This window comes from Chryseobacterium antibioticum, assembly GCF_012927325.1.
Classification (GTDB): Bacteria; Bacteroidota; Bacteroidia; order Flavobacteriales; family Weeksellaceae; genus Chryseobacterium; species Chryseobacterium antibioticum.
The window spans coordinates 80,997-104,155 of record NZ_JABBGI010000008.1; the positions used below are offsets into that span (position 1 = coordinate 80,997).

A 23,159-nucleotide genomic window follows, 5' to 3' on the forward strand; every position below is an offset into this window, starting at 1 on the left:
CCGGCAGACTCTATCTGTCGGTTTTCTTTTTTGGAGGAATAAGCTTTCTATAACGGTTTGGGTCCCAACAGGCCCAGTAAATCATGTTTTGACAGCTTTTGAATGCCGGTTCCGTCAGTCTGGAGCAGATTTTGAGCCAATTCGCTCTTCTTTTTCTGAAGACTTAAGATCTTCTCTTCCACAGTATTCGAGCAGATCAACCGTACAGCGATCACATTTTTAGTCTGTCCGATACGGTAGCTTCGGTCGATCGCCTGATTTTCCGCTGCAGGATTCCACCATGGATCTACCAGGTAAATGTAATCTGCCTGGGTAAGATTAAGCCCCACACCACCGGCTTTTAAACTGATCAGAAATACCCTGACCTCTTCATTCTCCTGGAAATTATTGACGACTTTACCTCTGTTTTTGGTTTGCCCGGTAAGGTATTCAAAAGGAATCTTTTTACGTTCAAGTTCAGCTTTAAGTAAATCCAGCATCTCTACAAATTGTGAGAAGACTAGGATTTTATGATCCTTCGATTTACTTTGTATCTGTTCCATCAATACTTCTATTTTCACGGCATGCTCATTGGAATATCCTTCTTTTAAAAGTACCGGAGAATTACAGATCTGTCGGAGCTTGGTAAGTCCCGTCAGAACATGCATGCTGTTTTTATTCAGATCATCGTCATCATTGGCGGCAATAAATTCACGAAGTTCCTTTTCGTAAGCGTCATAAATCTTACGCTGTTCAGCATCCATTTCACAATAAATTACCATTTCTGTTTTTTCAGGAAGCTCTTTGGCAACTTGTTTCTTGGTTCTGCGAAGAATAAAAGGCTTTATTTTCTGCTGAAGTTCCTGTGCCCGTTTTCCATATTCAAATTTATCAATGGGAACAGCATAAATATCCTTAAAATACTGTTTGCTTCCCAAAAGTCCCGGACACGCAAAAGAAAGCTGGCTGTAAAGATCAAACGTATTATTTTCAATAGGAGTTCCGGTAAGAACGATCCTGTTTCTCGACTGTAACAGACGAGCTGCTTTATACCTTTCCGAATTAGGGTTTTTAATGGTCTGCGATTCATCAAGGAAAACATAATTGAAGCGGAAATCTTTCAGAAAACGAATATCCGAAAGTAGCATTCCGTAGCTGGTAAGCACGATTTCATACTCGGACAAATGCTCTGAGGCTTTTAGTCGGTCTTCTCCATAATGTGTCATCACCTTTATAGACGGCGCAAACTTGTTGATTTCTTCCTGCCAGTTGAAGAGAAGGGAAGTAGGAACCACAACGAGATTGGTTGTATGTCCCCGTTTTTCCCTTTGAGACAGGATGAATGCAATGACTTGAAGCGTTTTTCCCAGTCCCATATCATCGGCCAGACAGCCTCCGAAATTGAAACCGTCCAAAAAGTCGAGCCAGTTGAGTCCGTCATGCTGATAATCTCTCAATACTGCATTTAATCCTTTAGGAATACCTATTTGAGGAATATCTTTAACAGATAAGAACTGAAGCGAGTAGGAAGAAAGTTCTTGTTGCATTTCCTCACTTAAAACTTCTTTCTCAAACAGAGTGGAGACTTCCGTAAAATTGATCTTCGGAATTTTAAGGTCTTCAGAATCAATTTCTCCGATCCGGAAAAACTCATTCATTCTGTTGATCCATTCCTCCGGAAGAACACCAAGTGTACCATCATCAAGCTGTACAAACTTGCTTCTGTTGCGGATAGCACGGTGAAGCTGTTTTAAAGCAGCATCTTTCTGCCCAAAACTAACCTTAAGTTTAGCATTGAACCAGTCCAGTCCGCTGGTAATCTGAATATTAATTTTGGCCCGGTGTCCATTAAGCTTGTTGTTTTTGAGTTCGTTGAATCCCAGTATGATCACGCCTTCACTCCTCCAGGTTTCAAAAGCATGCAAAAACCAATCCTCATCCAGAAACTTATCTTTGTGCAGATAAAAATAATCATAACCATCCATCTGTGCTTCAAAATCCGGGTGCTGTTTCATAATGAGAGACGTAAAACGGGCTTCTTCAGCATCACTTCGGTCAATTTTAAACACATTGCCATTCTGGTCTGTACCGAAAAGCTGTTTTCTGGAATATACGGCAACTTCTGCCTGACCATACTTCATGACCGGGGTTATGGCAATATAATTTCCCTGCTGGCGAAGATAAACGATCCTTTCATTTCTGTGCTTTTTTTCTTCAAGCTGTACTGGAGTTGCTATTTGTATGTAGCTATAATTAATATGGATACGCTGTTCAAGTGAAGCGAGTACGTTCTGCATAAATGCTTCGTATTTTGAGGAATGGACGAGCAGGATCTCATTATTGGCTTTAAAAAATTTAATAACCCTCAGCATATCTGGATCATCTACAAAACTGAAAGTATTTCGGCTGTAGACAAAATATTCATTCCTGATCGTGACATTTTTAAACGGAATGGAAATATCATTGAACTCCAATTCGCCCGTTATTTCATAAAAAGGATCTTTTTTAAATACCGAAAGCTGCATTTCTGCATGTAAAACTTCAAGATGCACAGGAACCAGAGATTTTGCTGAAATGGTTTCCGACAGTTCCCGGTCATGATAATACGTTTCCAGGCCAAGCGGATTCTGTACGATAAGTTTTAAAGCCTCAAGTTCTGCCGGATTGTAATCTTCATTATAATTGTTCCGAAAAGCAGAGACAGCGGTGTAGAATTTAATATGTTGCGGTTCTTCTGCTTTCCAGATTAGCTGCATAGCATCAACGGGATTTACTGGATTCTTGATCTTTCCGCTCTGTGTGGTTTCAGATTCCATCAGCGAAAAGTTCAGATGACTGTAGTAACGATGTCTACCAATAACCAGTATCTTTCTTTTACCATTTTCCCGTAAAGCCAGTTCCTCGATCACTGAAGAGCGTTGGGGAAGCAGATGTTGTTTAAAAACATTCTCATCTATTGGCAACATCTCTTTGATCTTAGGACACACTTCAACTTTTCCTTCGGTGTATTCCAGTTCGAAATAAGCATCCAGATCCGGCTCATTTTCTAAGCCATAACTTTTGGCTTTGGCAATCAACAGCTTTTTGCGAAGAAACGGATCAAAAAAAGTCCTGAAATTTTTATTTTCCAGAATACAGTGGATAATTTCTGTCTGATGCTCACAAAGTTTGTCTTTAGCGCTGTTGCAGCTGCAGGTACTTACTATAGAACTGCCGATCTGGCTTACCGAAACATCTGGAAAATCCTTTAATGGAGAGCTTTTGGTAAAAATCGCATTATTGTTTTCAATGGCAGTAGGATATATTTCATGAAAATCTCTGATCTCCAGAAATGCACTCCCTGAGGTGTGTTTTAAAAGATCATAAACAGAAAGCGTCGTGATGCTTTTATTTTCAAGAATATATGCTGCCATAAGCAGGCGAATTTACGAAAAAGCATGACAAAAATCAAAGGGATCCTGAATGAAGTAAAAAACCAATGGTAGAGGACGATTAAATAGATATTGCGAGCTTATTGTATGCTCTGAATACCAATATAAATATTCAATTCTATTTTATCATACGATTAATAAATATTTTATCGTTATTATTGTAGAATATTTGAATTCACGAAAAAATACGAAATGAATTTAAGAAGATTATAATTTTTTTTTAATGACAAGCAAGATTATAGGAGTCGGCAATTATATTCCGCCGGAGACAATTACAAATTTATTTTTTGACCAGCATCATTTTATTAATAAAAACGGAGAGTCATTAAAGGAACCGAATGATATTATTGCCAGAAAGCTCAAGGAAATTACCGGCATCGAAGAAAGAAGGTATGCATCTGAACATCAGGTGACCTCTGATCTGGGACTGATCGCAGCACAGAGAGCGATAGAAAATTCTAAAATAGATCCTGAAACATTGGATTATATCATATTTGCGCACAATTTTGGAGACGTTCGATTTGGTACCGTCCAGTCGGATAGTGTTCCAAGTCTTGCCTCAAGAGTAAAACATCTGCTAAAGATCAAAAATAATTTCTGTGTGGCCTACGATGTCCTGTTTGGATGTCCCGGCTGGATTGAAGGTATTATACAGGCCAATGCCTTTATTAAATCCGGTATTGCAAAACGTTGTCTGGTTATTGGTGCAGAAACACTTTCCAGGGTTGTTGATGCTCATGACAGAGACAGTATGATCTACGCCGATGGAGCAGGAGCAGCCATTCTGGAAGCCAGCGAAGATAACAGTGGAATACAATCTCACTTATCTGCCTCATATACTTTAAATGAAAAAGACTTCCTGTTTTTTGGAAAGTCTTACAATAACGAAAGCTGTCCTGATACCAAATACATCAAGATGGATGGTCGTAAGATCTATGAATTTGCCCTGGTTAATGTAGCGGATGCCATGAAGAAATGTATGGATGCCAGCGGATATTCTATAGATCAGCTGGATAAAATTATTATTCATCAGGCGAATGAAAAAATGGATGAGGCTATCGTAAAACGCTTTTATCAGCTTTACGACCTTCCCATGCCGGAAAATATAATGCCCATGGTGATTTCTAAATTAGGAAACAGCAGTGTAGCTACCATTCCAACTTTGCTTACCATGATCCTAAATGGAGAACTTCCTTCCCACGAAATAAAAGAAGGCAATGTTGTTTTATTTGCCTCTGTTGGAGCAGGGATGAATATCAATTCATTTGTTTATAAATTTTAACTTATTATATCAGACAGGGAAGTAGTGATGTAAATCATCATGCTGTTCCATCTCTTATTTGAAAAAAGGCTCAGATTTTTATGATCTGAGCCTTTTTTATTGGTCTTTTATTTATTCAAATCCGTTTTGGCTACACGTTAATCCAATTTGGCAACTCCAACCTTTATTCTAATGCTGACCTTTGTCCTGTTAATTTAATACAGAACAAAATGAAAACAATTTTTATAACAGGTGCTTCAACAGGATTAGGAAAAGCGGCTGCCCAATTATTCCAAAGCAGAGGATGGAACGTTATTGCAACCATGAGAAACCCTGAAGCAGATACGGAGCTTAGTGGTTTGGACAATATAACCGTGCTTCCACTAGATGTTACCAACCTTGAACAGATCAAATCAACCGTTAACAAAGCTCTTGAACTGGGTACTGTAGACGTAGTATTCAATAATGCAGGATACGGCCTTATCGGACCATTGGAAGCTTTGTCAGATGAGCAGATCTTAAAACAGCTTGACACCAACCTTTTAGGAGTAATTCGCGTGACACAAGCATTTATCCCGTATTTCAGAGAGAGAAAAAGCGGAATGTTTATTTCTACCACATCAATAGGTGGATTGATTGCGTTTCCTTTAGGATCTACTTACCATGCCACCAAATGGGCACTGGAAGGTTGGAGCGAAAGTTTAGCTTTTGAACTGAACAGATTCGGAATTGATATCAAAACAGTGTCTCCGGGAGGAATTAAAACAGATTTTGTAAGCCGTTCATTAGATGCTGCAACAAGTCCCGCTTATGAAGAAATGACCCATTCATTATTTTCCAAAATGGAAGGAATGATGGAAGCGGCTTCTGAGCCCATGCAGATTGCTGAAGTGGTTTATGAAGCTGCTACAGACGGTAAAAAACAGTTGAGATATGTAGCAGGAGAAGATGCCAAAGCATTATATGCACAGCGTCTTGAGCTGGGAGATGAACTTTTCAGAGAGCAGTTCGGAAAACAGTTTATCTAAAGTACTTTAAATCTTGAGACGGCATAAGTAGGCTTTATTTATGCTGTCTTTTAAGCTAAATATTTAATACTTTTATATCATGGAAAAGAAAGACCATACCCCTTTGAAAATTTCGTCCATATCGGAACTTCACAATCTGCTGAAGCTCCCTAAACCACTTCATCCGCTGGTGAGTTTAGTCGATAATACCAAAATGATTGTTAATAAAGAGCTGCTGAACAGAAGTTTTCATTTTAATTTCTATAAGATTTCTTATAAATTTTCTGAGCATGGAAAAATGGCATACGGACAGGGATATTATGACTTTAATGAAGGAGGAATGATGTTTACGTCACCGGGACAGATCCTTTCTACCGATGTGGATGCAGAATACTGCGGCTATACTCTGCTGGTACATCCTGATTTTATACGGAGCTATCCTTTAGCTAAGAATATTAAGAAATTTGGTTTCTTCTCCTATGACACCAACGAAGCTCTGCATTTGTCTGACCAGGAGAAAACAGTCATCACCGGATTGCTGGACAATATCAAAAATGAATTGAATACAGCTATTGATGAAGTCAGCCAGGATGTGATTGTTTCTTATATTGAGGTTCTGCTGAATTACAGCAACCGTTTTTATAAACGACAGTTCATCACAAGGAAAGTGGTGAATAGTGACCTGCTGTTCAAAATGGATATGGTTCTGGAGAACTATTTCAATAAACAGGAAACATTAAACAAAGGTCTTCCCACAGTAGAATTTCTGGCTTCTAAACTTAATCTGTCTCCGCATTATCTAAGCGATATGCTTCGGAATCTTACCGGGCAGAATGCACAGCAGCACATTCATGAAAAACTAATTGAAAAGGCTAAAGAATATCTTACAGCAACCAGTTTTTCAGTATCTGAAGTAGCTTATGCATTAGGTTTTGAGCATCCACAGTCTTTTAATAAACTGTTTAAAAAGAAAACAGATAAAACGCCTTTAAGTTACAGACAGTCATTTAATTAAGTTCCCTAGTCTGGAATGAAAGAGTAGTAGATTATGATCGTGCTTTAATTTTAATAATGATCCATAATGGATTGTGACCTCACCAAGAATCGAACTTGGATCTAAAGTTTAGGAAACTTCTATTCTATCCGTTGAACTATGAGGCCTTTGACAGGAATAAAATTACTAATTAATTGTAATAAAAAAGACTTTGCATCAGCAAAGTCTTTTCCTTCTATAAACAAATCTGACCATTTCTGGTTTAGTCTTTCATTATTTTTACTTTTTCAGAAATCTCATCTTTAAAATAAATCTGATGAAATAGAAAGCCGTTATTCCTGAATCCATTGGATAGCGGTAACCATTTCAGCGTCAGTATTGGTATTTTCTGAAGTTGCTACAGGGATATCAGGCTGGATTTTTTCTTTATATTCTTTTCCTGTTCTGTCCATTTCATAAGAAACGGCTAAAATTAATTTTTTTCCGTCGCTCAGCTTAAAACCTCTGTTAGCACTTGTATATCCTGCCGAAGGTTGTCCGAATGTTTTTACATTATCTTTTCCAATAAAGGAAATCGCTGTGGCTTCACCGCTGCTTGCAGTTCGGGGACCCATTAAAACGGCAATTTTTGCTTTAGGGTTTTGAAGCACATATGGGTTGAGGACAGTGATGGCACCGCAGGTTCCATTGGCATATTTCCATGGTGTTTTTTTCTTGCTATCTACAAAATAGCCCAATATACCTTCACCGGTCAGAGGGCCCAAACCTGCAATCATTGGGTGCATATTGCCTCCCATATTCGTTCTGAGGTCTACGATCCAGCCTTTAATAAGGTGGTCTGTATCCAGTTTTCTGATCATGCTCTGGATCTTTCCTGCAAATGAACTTCCCACTTCCTTATTTAGAGATGAAAATGGCGGAACCATTACGTAACCGATATTTTGATCCAGCAATTGGGATTCAGGTTCTATCGCTGTGGGATTTGAGGTGCTTTTCTTATCAAAACTTGCTTTGGAATCTATAAAAGAATGATTATCTCCGGCTTCTTTCAGGTTCTTCATGATGTATTGGATTGCCAGAGCTGTCATCTACAGTTTCCATGCCTTTTGAAATGATTTGCAGATGATTTTCAAGGGGCGACCAGTTTATTTTATCTTTAAAAATTGAGTTTTTCTTAATGATATTTTTAAATTCATCAATATAGGTTAAAGCCTCTTTAGAAGCTGCTTTTTCAGAAAAGGGAATCGCTGAAACTGAAAAATCATCAAACCATACCTTTCCATTACCTGATAAAAAGCCTCCAAAAAGAAAATTCTTTGCGTTGTCATCTACTACAAATTCTAAAGAATATTCTTTCCAGTCTTTGTTGGCTGTTATTTTATGATTCTGTGTTTTAGAATTTCCCTGATCGATCGTGATTTTTTCTCCATTTTTTACATACGCATACAGTGCAATACTCCCTGTAATGTTTTCAGAACGAACATAACCACTGAGGCGTACTTTTCTAAATCCACTTCCCTGAATAGGAAACATCTGTGAAAAAGTCTGCATACTGGCTGATGCATCTGCTGTATTTGAGATTTGGAGAGAATTTTTCCCAGAATATTTAACGACGTCATCTGTTTTCACCAGATAAAGATCATTGGGTTCACTTTTCCATGCTGAAGGAAAGCTGTTTTCAGTCTGTTCGAAATCAGGGTTTTGTAATTGGGCCTGTGTCAAAATTCCTGTTGTCAGAACAGCAATGCTCAATATGATTTTTTTCATTGGTTAATTTGAGGCTAAAAATATAAAAGTTGGGAAGTACAATAGCTTCTTATGAAACTTTAACGCGACTAAACCCAAAATAGGATAATGAATATAGAGTACCTGTATCATTATTAATAAAAGAATCCGCTCTTTAGGAGCGGATCCAGTAGATAAAAACATCTCATTTTTTTAATTAGACAACAATAAAAAGCACAGCCGACAATGCTGTGCTTAAATTTTTATTTCAAATTTAATTGCAATTTCAAAGCTGAAAAAAGCAAAAAATGATTTCATTTCAGTTGTATTACATAGTAAATGTAGCACTATTTTTAATACGAAACATGAATTTAATGTTAAAATTCACAAGTTATCCACAATTTCCTGTGGATAAGTCTGTAAGTTACTGTTCTTCAATGTACTTTAATACCGTATTTTTCAATATGGCCTTCTCTTCATCACTGCCTTTATCATCCATATGCCCGTGGTTGATTTGGGTGGGCATTATAGTAATGTGGTACTTTTTCTGCTCTTCAGAGGATGGGAGAACGCCTTCATCAGCCGGATAATCATTAGAACGGAGGGTATATACTTTTGGAAGTGAGGTTCTGGGAAGATACATCCTTCGGTTGTCCATGGCAATCATTTTATACACAAGAGATGGATACTTATTGGCGAACAAAGCGGTCATGTCTCCACCGTTGGAATGCCCGATCAGTGTCAGATGCTTATAATCAAGATCAGGTCTGGTCTTTTTAAGTTCATTCAGAACAAATAAAATGTTTTCTGCACCCCGTTCCCAGAAAGGCATTCTTACAATTTGTGGTTTTCCTTCCATAGGAATCAGTTCATCCGTTGGAAGCTCATGCTGGATGCTTACCGTGAAATATCCTTTTGAAGCCAGCATTTGGGTTAAATATGAATAGACAAAATAATCACCTCCTTTATTGGCTCCGTAGCCATGACTGAAAATAACGACCTTTTGTCCGGAAATTTTCTGATTGGTTTTCGGGCTGTAGAATGCAACCGGAATTTTACGGTTTCGGCTTTGATCAAACAAGGTAAGCGTATCCAGTTTGACTTCGAACGTTTTGTCTGAACTGATGTTCTTCCTGGACGTGCAGTTAGAGAGTGATAAAATAATGAAAGAAGTGAGGAGGATTTTATAGCTCATGGTTTTGATGTTAAAAGGATAGAGAAGTATTCTGATAATGGTAAATAATTGTTTTTTCGAAGATAAAAAAATGGGTTTAAAAACAGGCTTTAATCATCCACTTTTATTTCTTTATAATTTATTCATTGTCCTTTATATAAATGACTATATTTGGCCCATTAATATCTCTTTATAAATATCATTACTTCATCAAGCGCGTTCCAAGCGCCTGAAACCCTAAGGTTCGAGTTTTCTGAACCTGATTCTAGTATTATTTAACACTAACAAAGAAAGTTGACATCGATGTATGAATTGTTCATCATTGACTATGGCCTTACTTCTTTACCAACAAAAGAGATCATTATGAAACCCAATAAAATAGCCGTAATAGGCGGCACAGGAAAAACCGGAAACTACCTTGTTCAGGAACTTCTGAAAAAAGGATATCCCATGAAGCTGTTACTTCGAACTCCCGAAAATTTCACCCTTGAAAATCCTTTCATTGAAATTGTAAAGGGAGATGCAAGAGATTTTGAGACTGTAGACCGTTTGATTAAAGATTGCCGCGCAGTGATCAGTAAAATTGGACAGCCTGTCGGAGAGAAATCTATATTCACTGACGCTACAAAAAATATAATCCAGTCTATGAATTCTCATGGAATTAAGAGATATATTGCTATTACCGGCTTGAATGTGAACACCCCCTTTGATCACAAAAGTGATAAGGTAAAGGCAGCCACCGACTGGATGTACCAGAATTATCCGAAAACAACAAAAGACAAACAAGATGAGTATGAAATTCTTGTGAACAGTTCTTTGGACTGGACACTGGTCAGACTACCACTGATTATCCCGACTTCTGAGCAGTTTAGGACAGAAACCAATCTGGTAGACTGTGTAGGCGAGAAAATAAGTGCAGCAGATCTGTCGGAATTTTTGGTTTCCCAGATTGATGATGAAACCTATATCAAGAAGAGTCCGTTTTTGTATAATGTCCCGGATTAGAAATCTTATAGTTTAGATCAAAAAAATAGAGAGCCATTTGGCTCTCTATTGGTATTTAGTTGTCAAGTTTTTCCTTGATGTATTTCGCGGTGTGTGATTTTTTATCCTTCGCCAGATCTTCCGGTGTTCCGGCAAAAACCACTTCTCCACCATATTTTCCAGCCTCAGGGCCGATGTCTATAATGTAGTCTGCGCTTTTGATAATATCCGGCTGATGTTCGATAACGATAACGGAATGTCCAAGATCGATCAAAGCCTGCAATGATTTCAGTAACTTCTGGATATCATGGAAATGCAATCCTGTAGAAGGTTCATCAAAGATAAACAGCGTTTTGTCTGTGGTCACTCCTTTAACAAGGAATGAAGCCAGTTTCACACGCTGCGCTTCACCTCCGGAGAGGGTAGAAGAGCTCTGTCCTAACTGCAGATAACCTAATCCTACTTCCTGAAGCGGTCTCAGTTTCGTAACGATTTTGTCTTCGTTATTATCTTTAAAGAATTCTAAAGACTCGTCAACCGTCATATGAAGAATATCGGAAATACTTTTTTCATCGAATTTCACTTCCAGAATCTCGCTTTTGAAACGGGTTCCTTTACATACTTCGCATTCCAGCTCGATATCTGCCATGAACTGCATGGAAACATTGATCACGCCTTCCCCTTTACATTCGTCGCATCTTCCACCGTCTACGTTGAAAGAGAAATGTTTAGGTTTGTAACCCATCATTTTTGAAACTTTCTGCTTCGCAAAAAGATCTCTGATGTCGTCATATGCCTTCAGATAAGTAACCGGATTGGATCTGGATGATTTCCCGATAGGATTCTGATCAATCAGCTCAATATTTTTAATCAGTTTCTTTGGAAATTCTACAGAGTCGTAATCTCCCTTTTTGCCACCCATTCCAAGCTGTATCTGGATATCATTGGTTAGAATTTCCTTCATCAGCGTAGACTTTCCGCTTCCGGAAACTCCCGAGATCACCGTAAGGCTTTCCAGAGGGACATCTACGTCTATATTTTTAAGATTATTTTGTCTTGCTCCTTTGATGTGGATCCATTCCTTCGCTTTTCTTCGCTTTTTAGGAATTTCAATTTCCATTCTTCCGGTTAAGTATTTTGAGGTAAGGGTATCTGCATTTTTAAGATCATGATAATCCCCCGCAAACACCAGTTCACCTCCCAGATAACCTGCTTCCGGACCGATATCAATAATATAGTCTGCAGCTTTCATAACGTCTTCGTCATGCTCAACAACAATTACAGTATTTCCGAGATCACGGAGATTCTTTAAAACTCCGATCAGGTTTTCTGTATCTCTGGAGTGAAGACCAATGGAAGGCTCATCCAGAATATAGATAGATCCTACCAGTGAACTTCCCAAGCTTGTTGCAAGATTGATTCTCTGACTTTCACCACCGGAAAGCGTATTGGATGTTCTGTTGATCGTTAAATATCCTAAACCTACTTTTAATAAAAATTCAATACGGGTTTTGATTTCGTACAGTAATCTTTTGGCAACATCCTGATCATGTTCAGAAAGCTTCAATCCATCTATTAAAGGATATAATTCATCCAGAGGAAGCTCGATCATGGACTGGATATTGTGCCCGTCTATCTTTACCCAGCTTGTTTCCTCGCGTAGTCTCAGGCCTTCGCAGGTAGAGCAGAGTGTTTTTCCTCTGTATCGGGAAAGCATAACGCGGTACTGGATTTTGTATAAGTTTTCTTCAAGCATTTTGAAGAAATTGTTGATCGAAGGGAAACTGCTTTTTCCATCACCTTTCCAAAGGAAATTTTTCTGTTCTTTGGTCAGCTGATGATAAGGTTTGTGGATAGGGAAGTCTTCTGCTTTTTTGATGAATGACTTTTTCCATTCGCTCATGGTTTCGCCTCTCCAGGAAACGACAGCATCTTCGTAAACAGATAACGTTTTATTGGGAATAACAAGATCTTCATCTATCCCGATTACTTTTCCATAACCTTCACATGCCGGACATGCTCCGTAAGGATTGTTGAAACTGAAAAAATGAACGTTCGGTTCAAGAAACTCCATACCGTCCAGCTCAAATTTATTGGAGAATTCTTTTACTTTTCCCGTATCTGCATTCTTCAGGGCACAGTAGCCGTGTCCTTCGTAAAATGCCATCTGAATAGAGTCTGCCAGCCTTTGAAGGAAGTTTTCATCTTCCTCATAAGAAAAACGGTCGATGACAAGATTGATAATCATTCCTTTTTCGGGAGTAAAACCGAAGCTTTCCAGATCTTCAATGCCTGCCAGGTTACCATTGATTTCAAGTCTGGTGAAACCGGCCAGCTTTAAAACTTTCAGTGCTTCTTTAAAATTATCTGCATCATATTCCAGAGGAGCTGTCAGTAAAAATGAAGTATCCTTTTTGGAAGCCTTGATAAAATCAATCACATCAGAAACAGAATCTTTTTTTACTTCTTCCCCTGAAACCGGAGAAAATGTCTTTCCGATCCTTGCAAAAAGAAGTTTCATATAATCATAGATTTCCGTAGAAGTTCCTACTGTAGATCGTGGATTGGAAGAAATTACTTTCTGCTGGATAGCAATAGAAGGGGCAAGTCCTTTGATATCGTCTACTTTTGGTTTTTCTAATTTACCCAAAAACTGACGGGCATAGGAACTCAAACTCTCTACATATCTTCGCTGTCCTTCTGCATAAATCGTATCGAATGCCAGGGAAGATTTTCCGCTTCCGGACACTCCCGTGATCACGATCAGTTTATTTTTCGGGATCAGAACGTCTATATGTTTCAGATTGTTAAGATGTGCATTCTTAACGAAGATCTGTTTTTTTATATCTATTTCTATTGTTTTAGCCATGTTTTATCTTTGAAAAAGATTGTTCGTATCTTAAAAAATTAAGACCCACAAAATTACGAATTTTTAGTGGAAATAATACGTTTAATATATTTACTCAACACAAATATATTATCCTGATTGAGACCTCAAAAAGAAGACTTATATATGGTGAATCGGAGCAATAATGGGTAGTGTGTGATTGTTAATTATAAGGTTATATGAGTGCCGTATTGCCATGAAGTTTTACACAAATCTATGATTTTCGTTATGTTTTCTATTTTCCTCTTGTTTTATATTTTAAAATTATTTAAAATTGTATTCATAAATATGTAATAAAGAAATGAGAAAGTTATTCAGAGATCTTGTTACACATTTAATGAGAAAAAGATAAAAAGTTACTTCCCGCAAAAGATGCAGTATGAGCCATACTGCATCTTTTTTTTATGATAACTATCATTTGCCTGTCTTCGGGAACTCCCTTACTTTTGAAGCCATTATTAAAGAAACTGATTAAGAACAAAACTAGGACTACTATGATCAAGAAGATTGGAAGCATATTTTTATTGGGATCAATGCTCTGCGCTTATGCACAGGAAAAGACAACAGATATTGAAAGCATTGAATTTCAGGGAAAATTTATCTCTACCCCTTATAAGAGTGCCAATCAGAATATTACAGTGATTACCAAAGAAGATATCGCAAACTCCCCTGCAAAAAGCATTGACGAGGTTCTTCAGCAGGTTCCGGGAATGGATGTCAGAAGGAGAGGGGCCAATGGGGTGCAGAGTGATATAGGTTTCAGAGGAAGTTCTTTTGAACAGGTATTGCTGCTTCTGAACGGAATCAGAATGAATGACTCTCAAACGGGACACAATTCTATGAATGTCCCAGTAGATATGGATGATGTGGAGAGGATAGAGATCATCAAAGGTCCGGCCGCCAGAAGATTTGGGCAGAATGCCTATGCAGGAGTCATCAATATTATTACAAAAACGACACCCGGGAAACGGGTAAAAATAAGTGCTGAAGGCGGAGATTATGAAACGTATGGATTTGGCTTCAATGCACAGTTGGGAAATGAGAAATTCTCTAATGCTCTTCAGGCTAATTCAGCTTCATCACAAGGGTATATGTACAATACGGACTATGAGATCCGAAATGTTTTCTACCAGAGCAAACTGAATATTAAAAACGGGGATCTTAAGCTGCAGGCCGGTTTTTCTGAAAAGAAATTCGGAGCCAATGGCTTTTATGCGTCTAAAGATGCAAAGGAACAATATGAGGAAACGCAGGCTTCTATTGTAAGTCTGGCACATCAGCAGACCTTTGGGGCTCTAAAACTGAGTTCTAATGTATACTGGAGAAGAGGTGAAGATATGTATGTTTATACAAGAGGCAATCCTGGTTTTTATAGAAATATGCATATCGGGAATAATGTAGGGGGAGAAGTGAATTCCAGCTATCAGTGGGGATTAGGGACTACAGGTGTAGGTGTGGAGCTGAGAAAGGAATTTCTGGCGAGTAATAATTTAGGCGAGCGAAATCGTTTTGTTTCGCAGGTTTTCTTTGAGCATCATTTTTCATTATTAGATAAAAAACTGAACATCAGTCCGGGCATTTCATGGGCCAATTATTCCAAGGAAGGAAATTTTTTCTACCCGGGTTTAGATGTTGGATATAATTTCAATCAGAATAATAAGATCTACGGAAATATTGCGAGAGTCCATAGGGTTCCGACATTTACAGATCTTTATTACGTAAGCAAAACGGAGCAGGGAAATCCTGATCTTCTTCCTGAAAATGCGGTTTCTTCGGAAGTGGGCTATCAGTACCAAGACAGCAGAATTCTGGCAAAAGTGAGCGGGTTTATGAGAAACTCAAACAATTCTATAGACTGGGTTAAAAAAAGCCTCACTGATCCGGTGTGGTATGCTCAGAATGTAGGAAAAATCGACACAAAAGGTATTGAAGTAGAATTGAGTCACAGAGCTTTTGACTGGTTGAAATACACCGCCGGATATACCTATCTGGACAGTAAAATGAAAGCGTCTAATGAATTTGTTTCGAGGTATATTCTAGACAATCTGAAGCATCAGGTGGTTGCAAAGCTGGAAACCAGATTCCTGAAATATTTCACGAATGAATTAGTATACAGATATAATGAAAGAATGAATCTGGGAACGTATAATCTTCTTGATGAGAAACTGAGTTTTGTTAAAAAAGACTTCTCTGTATATGTGCTGATTAATAATCTGACCAATACAAAATATACGGAAGCTTTTGGGGTTGAAATGCCTCAAAGATGGTTCCATTTAGGTTTCTCGTATACGATCAATATTAAGTAAATGTTAATTCGAAATGAATGAAAGTTAATATTAACAAATTGTTAAATAATTTATTTTTGCAAAAATTTTTTATGAAACTTTTTTTAAGTCTGAGTTTACTTTTGAGTATGACCTTTTTAAAAGCACAGGAACATATTTCCAGCTTCAATGCAGTGACTCTAACCTATAAGTTTCATCCGAAATTTTTCCTTTACGCAGAAGGACAGCTTAGAGGTAACGAAGATTATACCTACCCGGATTATTACGAGATCAAAGGGGGAGTGGGATACAATCTTACCAAGAATCACAAACCTTTCGTAGGTCTTGGCAGATATGTGAATTATAAAGAACACAGTTTGAGCAGAGAAGAATTCAGGGTATGGCTTCAGGACGTGATCGATTTGAAAAAAGGAATCGTGAAGTTTGAAAACCGTTTCCGTGCAGAGAAAAGCTGGTTCTACGAGCCCGCTACGGATAAAAGCTCGCAAAGAATGCGTTACAGATACCGTCTGAACATAAGTGTTCCCCTGAATGCAAAAACCGTTAAGAAAGGGACTGTTTTCGCGAATGCCTATGACGAAATCTTCCTGGTAAGTCCTATGAAGCCTACTTTCGCACGAAATAGAGTATACGGTGGTTTCGGTTATCAGATTGATGACCATTTCGGAATCCTGACGGGTTATCTTTGGCAGCGTGAATTTGAAGCGAAAGGTAATAAAAACCTTCACTTTATCTATCTGGCCCTAAACATCAACATTGACGGCACAGATCATCCAACGAAAACGTATGATTTCCCAGGAGCGGATTAATATTTCTCTATCAGATAATGGTAGGCTTTTAAATATTTGTTGAACCTTTTGATGTCTTTAGGAGTAAGTTCGCGGTTTACCCTTCTTAGATCCATATTGTCACGGAGATCGTTAAGTTTTACAGCAACAGCCAGAGGAGACCTTTCTGTTCTTTTAATGAATTCATCGTAATCTTCCTCAGGGTCAAATTTGGTCAGGCAGCTTACAGCAAAAATAATGTATTCGGGAAAGCCTTCAGCTCTTAAATACTCGAGGCTAAATTCTGTCGGATGATCTTCCACCACGTCATGCAGTACGCCTACAATCTTTTCATCCAGTGTCTTACCGTATCCCATGACACGCATCACGTGAGCAATGTACGGAGCATGATATTTGTCGGTTTGTCCTTTGTGTGCCTTATCGGCTATTTTGATGGCTCTATTGAGCATTTCTTCTTTTGTCATTTCAAATAGAAAATAGAATACAAAAATAAAAAATGCCTTAAAAAATAAGACATTTTTATTGAGATTATTTTAGATATTATTAAAGATCGGTTTCATCCTCTACAGAAGCCCCTGACGCATTGTTTTTTACAGATTCTATGCCGTTGTCCATCCCGTTTTCGGATTCGTACATCTGGCTGGTTCCTATAATCTGCCCATTTCCGGCTTTTAAATTGAAATAGCAGCGATTGTCTTTTGCTGTATTTCTTTCAAATTTCGAATCATCCTGCGAATTGGTTCGTACAGATTCTATTCCGTTTTCACAGGAAGATTTTGAACCATATCCCTGGCTTGTTAAAATCACTTGTCCGTTTCCTGCTTTGAGATTGAATTGAAATTCTTCGTTGGCTCTTTTAGAAATAATAAATTTTCCCATAGTAATTAATGTTTGTGGATTGATTTGTTTGTTTTTTTGTTATTTGGAAGGCGTTGCCTTTTTTGGATCTGTGGCTGTTTTTTCCGGAGCAGCGGTGTTGAGTATTCTGTATTTTGAATAATCTTTCTTTGCTTCTTTTAAGGCCATATAGGCTGAAGTATCCTTTGGCATTACGGTCAATATTTTATATTGTTCCTTCTGATCTGTAGGGATGTTGGCTGGTATTTCTTTTTTTAAATCTTTCAGGGGGCTCATTTTTGTGGTATCCATCTTTGGCAGAACCAGTTTTTTATCTCTTTTCTGCTGCGCGAAAACGGTTGTACACAATAATATCAGTGAGCATGATAATAATGACTTCATTTCTAGTTTTTATTTAGGGTTATGATTGAGTGAAATTCCATTCAGGATTTTTAAACACTTTGTATTCATCTTTATTAATTAAAAGTAACAAAAAAATAAAAAACAGCAAAAAAAAGCTGCGCGAAGTCGAAGACTTCGCGCAGCTTTTCCAATCTGGTCAACCCAATGAATGCTTGATATTTATAAAAATTTCAGCTTTGAAAAATAATAAGTATTTAAATTTCTATAGAAATAAAGTACTTTTATAGAGCCTGTTTAATCAGGTTTTAATGATTATTCTTTATAAAGTTTTAACTAAAAAAAATAGATGTTGCTGAATATGGAAATTAAGAATTTAGAAGGTGTCACAATAGAAGAACTGGTTACTGTTTTCAATCTGTCATTTTCCGATTATATAGTGCCTTTTCAATTGACTTTGGAGCAGTTGAAATTTAAAATTGAGGCAGAGGATATCAAACCTGATTTATCTCTGGGTGTTTTTGATGCTGGTAGGATCGTGGCCTTTATGCTACATGGTCTAAGGGTTGATGATTCGGGGTCAACAGTATATAATGCCGGGACGGGAGTCATACCGGACTACAGAGGTCAGGGCCTGGTCGGTAAAATGTATGAAAAACTGATTCCTCAACTAAAAGCTCTTCATGTCAGGAAAATGGTTCTTGAAGTGATACAGGAGAACCAACCTGCTGTTAGGGCATATGAGAAGATGGGATATACTGTTTCCCGAAAACTGGATTGTTTTTCTGGTACGCTTGATATTTTGAAAGACAACAAAGAGGTTGTTATAAAGCAAACCTCCGAATTGAAGTGGAATGAATTTATTGCTTCCTGGGAAATACAGCCTACCTGGCAAAATGCGGTTCAGACATTAGAAAACATCAAAGACCTTTGTAGCATTGCCATAGCTTATAAGCATAATGTACAGGTGGGATATGTGATATTCAATGCAGTTTCAGGAAAGATTCATCAGTTTGCAGTATCTCCTGATTGCCAGAATATGGGAATTGGAAGCAGTTTATTTTCATATATCAATGATACGGTCAAAGGTCGTGATGTGTATGTTTATAATGTAGATAATCGCTCCGTTCCCACTGTTTGCTTCCTGAAAAAAATCGGACTTTCTAAAAAGGTCGTACAGTTTGAAATGATCAGAGAAGTTTAAAGCATAACATAAAAAAGCGTCTCAAAAATGAGACGCTTTAAATCAAATTTATTTATAAAAAGACTAATAAGCTCCTTTAGCAATATAATGTGCTATTACGTTTTCAGTTAAAACTACTACATTGGGGTGATTAGTATACTTCGTGCAGGGTTTCAATAAACAAAAAAACATATTGAGTTGTTTCAGTTTTTGATAACTGATATGTTTGGGTGATTCTTTTTTTAGAGGACAGATTTTTAGTTATACTAAATAAAAATAAAAAGTAGTTGGGAATCTGGAAAAAATCTTTATTTTTGGCTGCAATTAAAAAAAACAAAAACTATGAAATGGTACTTAAAAGTATTAAAACAGTATGCTGATTTTACAGGGAGAGCCAGAAGAACCGAATACTGGATGTACATATTGTTTAATATGATCTTCGCAATTATAGCCGCAGTATTAGACAATCTTTTAGGATTGAAATTTAATCAGGAAATCCCTTATGGATTTATTTATTTGATTTACGGATTGGCTACTTTTATTCCGGGATTAGCGGTTATGGTTAGAAGATTACATGATGTTGATAAAAGCGGGTGGTGGGTTTTTATATCTTTGATCCCTATTGTTGGAACTATTTGGTTACTTGTACTTCTGGCAACAGACGGAACTCCAGGAGCTAATCAGTATGGCGTAAATCCTAAAGAAAATTTCAATGAAATAAATGAAATTGGACAAAAACAGATGTAATTTAAAAAAAATTACAACCCATATTAATATAATAAACGCTCCAAAAACTTGGAGCGTTTACTATTATATTTCAAACTGATATTTAGTAATGTCCTTTAGCGATATAGTTTGCTGCTACTTTTTCAGTTAAAGCCACTACATTAGGATGGTTTGTATATTTTGTGAACCTTCTTAATCCTGAAAGCATCATTCTCTGCTCATCACCTTCTGCGAAAGAAATAATTCCTTCTTTAGCCGCTGCGATGATTTTTTCAACAGCTTTATAAAGGTTAAGCTGTGCCATTGCTGCTTCTACAGAATCAGGAGAGAAGTGTTTCTCAGCTCTTAATATGGCAGATTCTGCCATATAAAGTTGGTTCAGGATCTCAGAAGCATTCAATAATAGGTGCTGCTGTTTTTCAATATCCATCATATATTTTTGAAGGGCAGCTCCGGAAACCATTAGGAATACTTTCTTAAGGTTGGCAATAATCGCTTTCTCTTCAGCCATAAATGCTGAGTAATCAGGAACATCAAATGAAGGAATTCCCATTAATTCTTTGCTGATAGCCATTGCCGGAGAAAGTAGATCCAGTTCTCCTTTCATTGCTTTTTTAATCAACATTCCAACCGCTAAAAGACGGTTGATCTCGTTGGTTCCTTCATAGATTCTTGCAATTCTGGAATCTCTCCAGGCTGCTTCCATTGGCATATCTTCAGAGAATCCCATTCCACCATATACCTGAATTCCCTCGTCAGCAGTATGTTGTGTTAAATCTGAAACGAAAACCTTCAAAATAGAAGCTTCCACAGCAAATTCTTCAACCCCTTTTAATTCAGCCTGTTGGTGATTCATTCCACCAGCAACCAATTCGTTGATTTTATCTTCAACATCTTTTGCTGCTCTGTAAGAACCAGCTTCAGCAACGAAAATTCCGGTCGCCATTTCTGCCAGTTTCTTTCTGATCGCTCCAAAAGTGGAGATAGAAACGCCAAACTGCTTTCTTTCATTAGAATACTGAAGAGAGTGGTTTAAGATTCTTCTCTGTCCGTCAAGGTTAGCAGCTGCCAATTTGATTCTTCCAACATTCAATGCATTCAAAGCGATTTTGAAACCGTTGTTTCTTTCACCTAAAAGATTTTCAACAGGAACTTTCATATCATTAAAGAAAACCTGTCTTGTAGAAGATGAACGGATTCCCAGTTTGTGCTCTTCCTCACCGAAAGTAAGCCCTTCTGTTCCTTCTTTTTCTACGATGAAACCTGTTATATTTTTGTCATCATCAATTTTAGCAAAGACAATGAAAATTTCTGCAAAACCTGCATTGGAAATCCACATTTTTTGTCCGTTGATGATATAATGTTTTCCGTCTTCGGAAAGTTTTGCTCTTGTTTTTCCAGAGTTTGCATCAGAACCTGCATCCGGCTCAGTCAAGCAATATGCTCCGAATTTTGTACCTGTAGCCAAATCCGGAAGGTACTTTTTCTTTTGCTCTTCCGTACCATATAATAGGATAGGAAGGGTTCCGATTCCCGTATGAGCCCCGTAAGCTGTTGCCAAAGAACCATTGGCTCCCGAGCAGTAGTCACAAGCTAACATGGTATTAACGAAGCCCATTCCAAGGCCGCCATATTCCTCAGGAACAGCAACTCCCAAAAGACCCATTTCACCCAACTGACGCATCTTTTCTTCAGTTAAAGCATAATCTTTTTTCTCAAATCTTTCTTTTTGAGGAATTACTTCTCTGTCGATAAATTCTTTTGCAGAATCACGAAGCATTTTTTGTTCTTCACTCAATTCTTCAAGAGTGAAAATATCATGTGCAGGTATTTCCTTGATGAGGAATTCTCCTCCCTTCAGTGTTTTATTAAGTGTATTACTCATTATTTTATGATTTTAAATTTTAAATTATAAATTTTAAATTATTGATTCTCTGTTATAAATTTTCGGATGAAGTTTTGATGATTTTGGTCAAAATATTAATAATACTTTCAATTTCTTTCAAATAAGAGTCTATTTCAATTTGAACTAAATTTGAAGATTGATAAAGTCTTAGCCAATACTTTGTCTCTCTTGCTTCTTTATTGGCTATAGAAAGTTTTGAGATAAAATCTTTTTTAGATTGTGCAGCAATTGCTTCTTCTACATTTGCGCCAATTGAAGTTCCACAGCGAAGAATTTGTTTAGATAAAATGAATTCATTCTGAGATTTACATTGAGTATAAAATTTAATTATCCTTAAAGCAAAGTCAAAAGTTTTTGTCTGAATCAAATTGTCTTCTTTGAAACTCATTTCATCTAAAATTTATAATTTAAAATCTATAATTAATTAAAGAAGCTCAAAAATACTTGCTGCTCCCTGTCCCGTACCTACGCACATAGAAACCATTCCGTACTTGTTGCCGCGTCTTCTCATTTCGTCAAGAAGCTGAACAGTTAATTTTGTTCCGGTACATCCAAGCGGGTGGCCAAGAGCAATCGCGCCTCCGTTGACATTAAGAATATCAGGATTTAGACCTAATTCTTTTTTGATCGCAACAGACTGTGATGCAAATGCTTCATTCAGCTCGATAAGTTCAATATCTTTTAATTCAAGACCTGCCTGTTTTAGAGCTTTTGGAATAGCATAAATAGGCCCCATTCCCATAATTCTTGGTTCAAGACCTGCCGCTGCATACGCGACTAATCTTGCTTCCGGCTCAAGACCTAATTCTTTCACCATTTCTTCGCTCATTACCATTACGAAAGCGGCTCCGTCACTCATCTGAGAAGAGTTTCCGGCTGTTACGCTTCCTCCGTTTTTAAATACAGGTCTTAATTTAGCCAAACCTTGTAAAGAAGTATCAGCTCTTGGACCTTCATCGACAGAAAAATCAAACTTTTTAGTCTGCATTTTCTGATTGTCGTCCAAGAAATTATATTCTACAGGAATCGAAACAATCTGGTTGGCAAATTTCCCTTCCTGATTAGCTTTTAAAGCTTTCATGTGAGATTCAAAAGCGAACTGATCCTGCTCTTCTCTTGTAATATTATATTGTTTAGCCACTTCTTCTGCCGTATAACCCATTCCCCAGTAATAATCAGGGTTTGTTTTGGCAATTTCTGTTTCAGGAACCGGTTTGTAACCACCCATCGGAATATAAGACATCGATTCTGTACCTCCTGCGATGATACAATCTGCCATTCCTGCCTGGATTTTTGCTGAAGCAATCGCAATCGCTTCACTTCCTGATGCACAATATCTGTTTACGGTAACTCCGGGAACTTTATCGGTATTCAATCCCATTAAAGAAATTAAACGGGCAACGTTAAGGCCTTGTTCGGCTTCCGGCATTGCGTTTCCTACGATAAGGTCATCGATTCTGTTTTTGTCTAATTGGGGAAGCTCAGCCATTAATTTTTCAATAACTGTAGCCGCCATCACGTCGGGTCTTGTGAATCTTAAACTTCCTTTTGGAGCTTTTCCAACGGCAGTTCTGAAACCCTTTACTATATATGCTTGTTTCATTAGATTAGAGATTTTAAGACAAGAGATTT

At 37.6% G+C, this 23,159-nt stretch carries 19 protein-coding genes and 1 tRNA gene; 8 read left to right on the plus strand and 12 right to left on the minus strand.

Going from position 1 to position 23,159, the window contains the following annotated elements; translation table 11 throughout:
• Nucleotides 1–47: 47 nt before the first annotated feature.
• Nucleotides 48–3,392, minus strand: a complete 3,345-nt coding sequence (locus HHL23_RS07840) for a DEAD/DEAH box helicase (RefSeq protein WP_169234255.1) — start codon at nucleotides 3,390–3,392, stop codon at nucleotides 48–50.
• 241 nt (nucleotides 3,393–3,633) lie between these two features.
• Here HHL23_RS07840 and HHL23_RS07845 point away from each other — a divergent pair, with 241 nt between their 5' ends.
• The 3 genes from HHL23_RS07845 to HHL23_RS07855 all read left to right on the plus strand — a co-directional run bounded on the left by HHL23_RS07845 (nucleotide 3,634) and on the right by HHL23_RS07855 (nucleotide 6,693).
• Nucleotides 3,634–4,692, plus strand: a complete 1,059-nt coding sequence (locus tag HHL23_RS07845) for a 3-oxoacyl-ACP synthase III family protein (RefSeq protein WP_169234256.1) — start codon at nucleotides 3,634–3,636, stop codon at nucleotides 4,690–4,692.
• Nucleotides 4,693–4,901: 209 nt separating this feature from the next.
• Nucleotides 4,902–5,699: an SDR family oxidoreductase gene (locus HHL23_RS07850; protein WP_169234257.1), complete on the plus strand. Its 798-nt coding sequence runs from the start codon at nucleotides 4,902–4,904 to the stop codon at nucleotides 5,697–5,699.
• Between the two features lie 79 nt (nucleotides 5,700–5,778).
• Nucleotides 5,779–6,693 carry a helix-turn-helix domain-containing protein gene (locus tag HHL23_RS07855; protein WP_169234258.1) on the plus strand — a complete coding sequence of 305 codons (915 nt, stop codon included), beginning with the start codon at nucleotides 5,779–5,781 and terminating at the stop codon, nucleotides 6,691–6,693.
• 74 nt (nucleotides 6,694–6,767) lie between these two features.
• Here HHL23_RS07855 and HHL23_RS07860 read toward each other — a convergent pair.
• The 4 genes from HHL23_RS07860 to HHL23_RS07875 form a co-directional block, all read right to left on the minus strand.
• Nucleotides 6,768–6,839, minus strand: a tRNA-Arg gene (locus HHL23_RS07860).
• A 165-nt stretch (nucleotides 6,840–7,004) separates the two neighbouring features.
• On the minus strand, nucleotides 7,005–7,733 hold the full coding sequence (locus tag HHL23_RS07865; protein ID WP_169234259.1) for a S41 family peptidase: 729 nt from the start codon (nucleotides 7,731–7,733) through the stop codon (nucleotides 7,005–7,007).
• Entirely contained in the window at nucleotides 7,705–8,439 is a 735-nt protein-coding gene (locus tag HHL23_RS07870) for a carbohydrate binding domain-containing protein (RefSeq protein WP_169234260.1), read from the minus strand. Before HHL23_RS07870 ends, HHL23_RS07865 begins: the two co-directional genes overlap by 29 nt.
• Nucleotides 8,440–8,821: 382 nt before the next feature.
• Entirely contained in the window at nucleotides 8,822–9,592 is a 771-nt protein-coding gene (locus HHL23_RS07875) for an alpha/beta hydrolase family protein (protein ID WP_169234261.1), read from the minus strand.
• Nucleotides 9,593–9,874: 282 nt separating this feature from the next.
• Between HHL23_RS07875 and HHL23_RS07880 the strand changes: the two genes are divergently transcribed.
• On the plus strand, nucleotides 9,875–10,576 hold the full coding sequence (locus HHL23_RS07880; protein ID WP_228464671.1) for an NAD(P)-dependent oxidoreductase: 702 nt from the start codon (nucleotides 9,875–9,877) through the stop codon (nucleotides 10,574–10,576).
• A gap of 55 nt (nucleotides 10,577–10,631) precedes the next feature.
• On the opposite strand, the gene uvrA is transcribed toward HHL23_RS07880, so the two are convergent.
• Nucleotides 10,632–13,424 (minus strand): excinuclease ABC subunit UvrA, encoded by a 2,793-nt coding sequence (uvrA, locus tag HHL23_RS07885; RefSeq protein WP_169234262.1) that lies wholly within the window; start codon nucleotides 13,422–13,424, stop codon nucleotides 10,632–10,634.
• Between the two features lie 512 nt (nucleotides 13,425–13,936).
• On the opposite strand from uvrA, the gene HHL23_RS07890 reads away from it, so the two are divergent.
• Both HHL23_RS07890 and HHL23_RS07895 read left to right on the plus strand, forming a co-directional pair.
• Nucleotides 13,937–15,748 carry a TonB-dependent receptor plug domain-containing protein gene (locus HHL23_RS07890; protein ID WP_169234263.1) on the plus strand — a complete coding sequence of 604 codons (1,812 nt, stop codon included), beginning with the start codon at nucleotides 13,937–13,939 and terminating at the stop codon, nucleotides 15,746–15,748.
• 71 nt (nucleotides 15,749–15,819) lie between these two features.
• Nucleotides 15,820–16,536, plus strand: a complete 717-nt coding sequence (locus HHL23_RS07895) for a DUF2490 domain-containing protein (protein ID WP_169234264.1) — start codon at nucleotides 15,820–15,822, stop codon at nucleotides 16,534–16,536.
• Here the strand turns inward: HHL23_RS07895 and HHL23_RS07900 are convergent.
• The 3 genes from HHL23_RS07900 to HHL23_RS07910 all read right to left on the minus strand — a co-directional run bounded on the left by HHL23_RS07900 (nucleotide 16,533) and on the right by HHL23_RS07910 (nucleotide 17,754).
• The gene (locus tag HHL23_RS07900) at nucleotides 16,533–16,979 is read right to left on the minus strand and encodes a phosphohydrolase (RefSeq protein WP_185194861.1); all 447 of its coding nucleotides are present in this window, start codon (nucleotides 16,977–16,979) and stop codon (nucleotides 16,533–16,535) included. The two genes, HHL23_RS07895 and HHL23_RS07900, sit on opposite strands and share 4 nt — an antisense overlap.
• Nucleotides 16,980–17,058: 79 nt before the next feature.
• Nucleotides 17,059–17,394 (minus strand): YegP family protein, encoded by a 336-nt coding sequence (locus HHL23_RS07905; RefSeq protein ID WP_169234265.1) that lies wholly within the window; start codon nucleotides 17,392–17,394, stop codon nucleotides 17,059–17,061.
• Nucleotides 17,395–17,433: 39 nt separating this feature from the next.
• Entirely contained in the window at nucleotides 17,434–17,754 is a 321-nt protein-coding gene (locus tag HHL23_RS07910) for a hypothetical protein (protein ID WP_169234266.1), read from the minus strand.
• Between the two features lie 319 nt (nucleotides 17,755–18,073).
• On the opposite strand from HHL23_RS07910, the gene HHL23_RS07915 reads away from it, so the two are divergent.
• Both HHL23_RS07915 and HHL23_RS07920 read left to right on the plus strand, forming a co-directional pair.
• Nucleotides 18,074–18,916 carry a GNAT family N-acetyltransferase gene (locus tag HHL23_RS07915; RefSeq protein ID WP_169234267.1) on the plus strand — a complete coding sequence of 281 codons (843 nt, stop codon included), beginning with the start codon at nucleotides 18,074–18,076 and terminating at the stop codon, nucleotides 18,914–18,916.
• 321 nt (nucleotides 18,917–19,237) lie between these two features.
• Entirely contained in the window at nucleotides 19,238–19,642 is a 405-nt protein-coding gene (locus HHL23_RS07920; protein WP_169234268.1) for a DUF805 domain-containing protein, read from the plus strand.
• 82 nt (nucleotides 19,643–19,724) lie between these two features.
• On the opposite strand, the gene HHL23_RS07925 is transcribed toward HHL23_RS07920, so the two are convergent.
• Genes HHL23_RS07925 through HHL23_RS07935 form a run of 3 tightly spaced genes read right to left on the minus strand, consistent with a single transcriptional unit; the run spans nucleotide 19,725 to nucleotide 23,130 of the window.
• On the minus strand, nucleotides 19,725–21,506 hold the full coding sequence (locus HHL23_RS07925; RefSeq protein WP_169234269.1) for an acyl-CoA dehydrogenase family protein: 1,782 nt from the start codon (nucleotides 21,504–21,506) through the stop codon (nucleotides 19,725–19,727).
• Nucleotides 21,507–21,558: 52 nt separating this feature from the next.
• A complete protein-coding gene (locus HHL23_RS07930) occupies nucleotides 21,559–21,915 on the minus strand; it encodes a four helix bundle protein (protein WP_169234270.1) in 357 nt (118 codons plus the stop codon).
• A 36-nt stretch (nucleotides 21,916–21,951) separates the two neighbouring features.
• Nucleotides 21,952–23,130 (minus strand): thiolase family protein, encoded by a 1,179-nt coding sequence (locus tag HHL23_RS07935; protein WP_169234271.1) that lies wholly within the window; start codon nucleotides 23,128–23,130, stop codon nucleotides 21,952–21,954.
• Nucleotides 23,131–23,159: the final 29 nt, after the last annotated feature.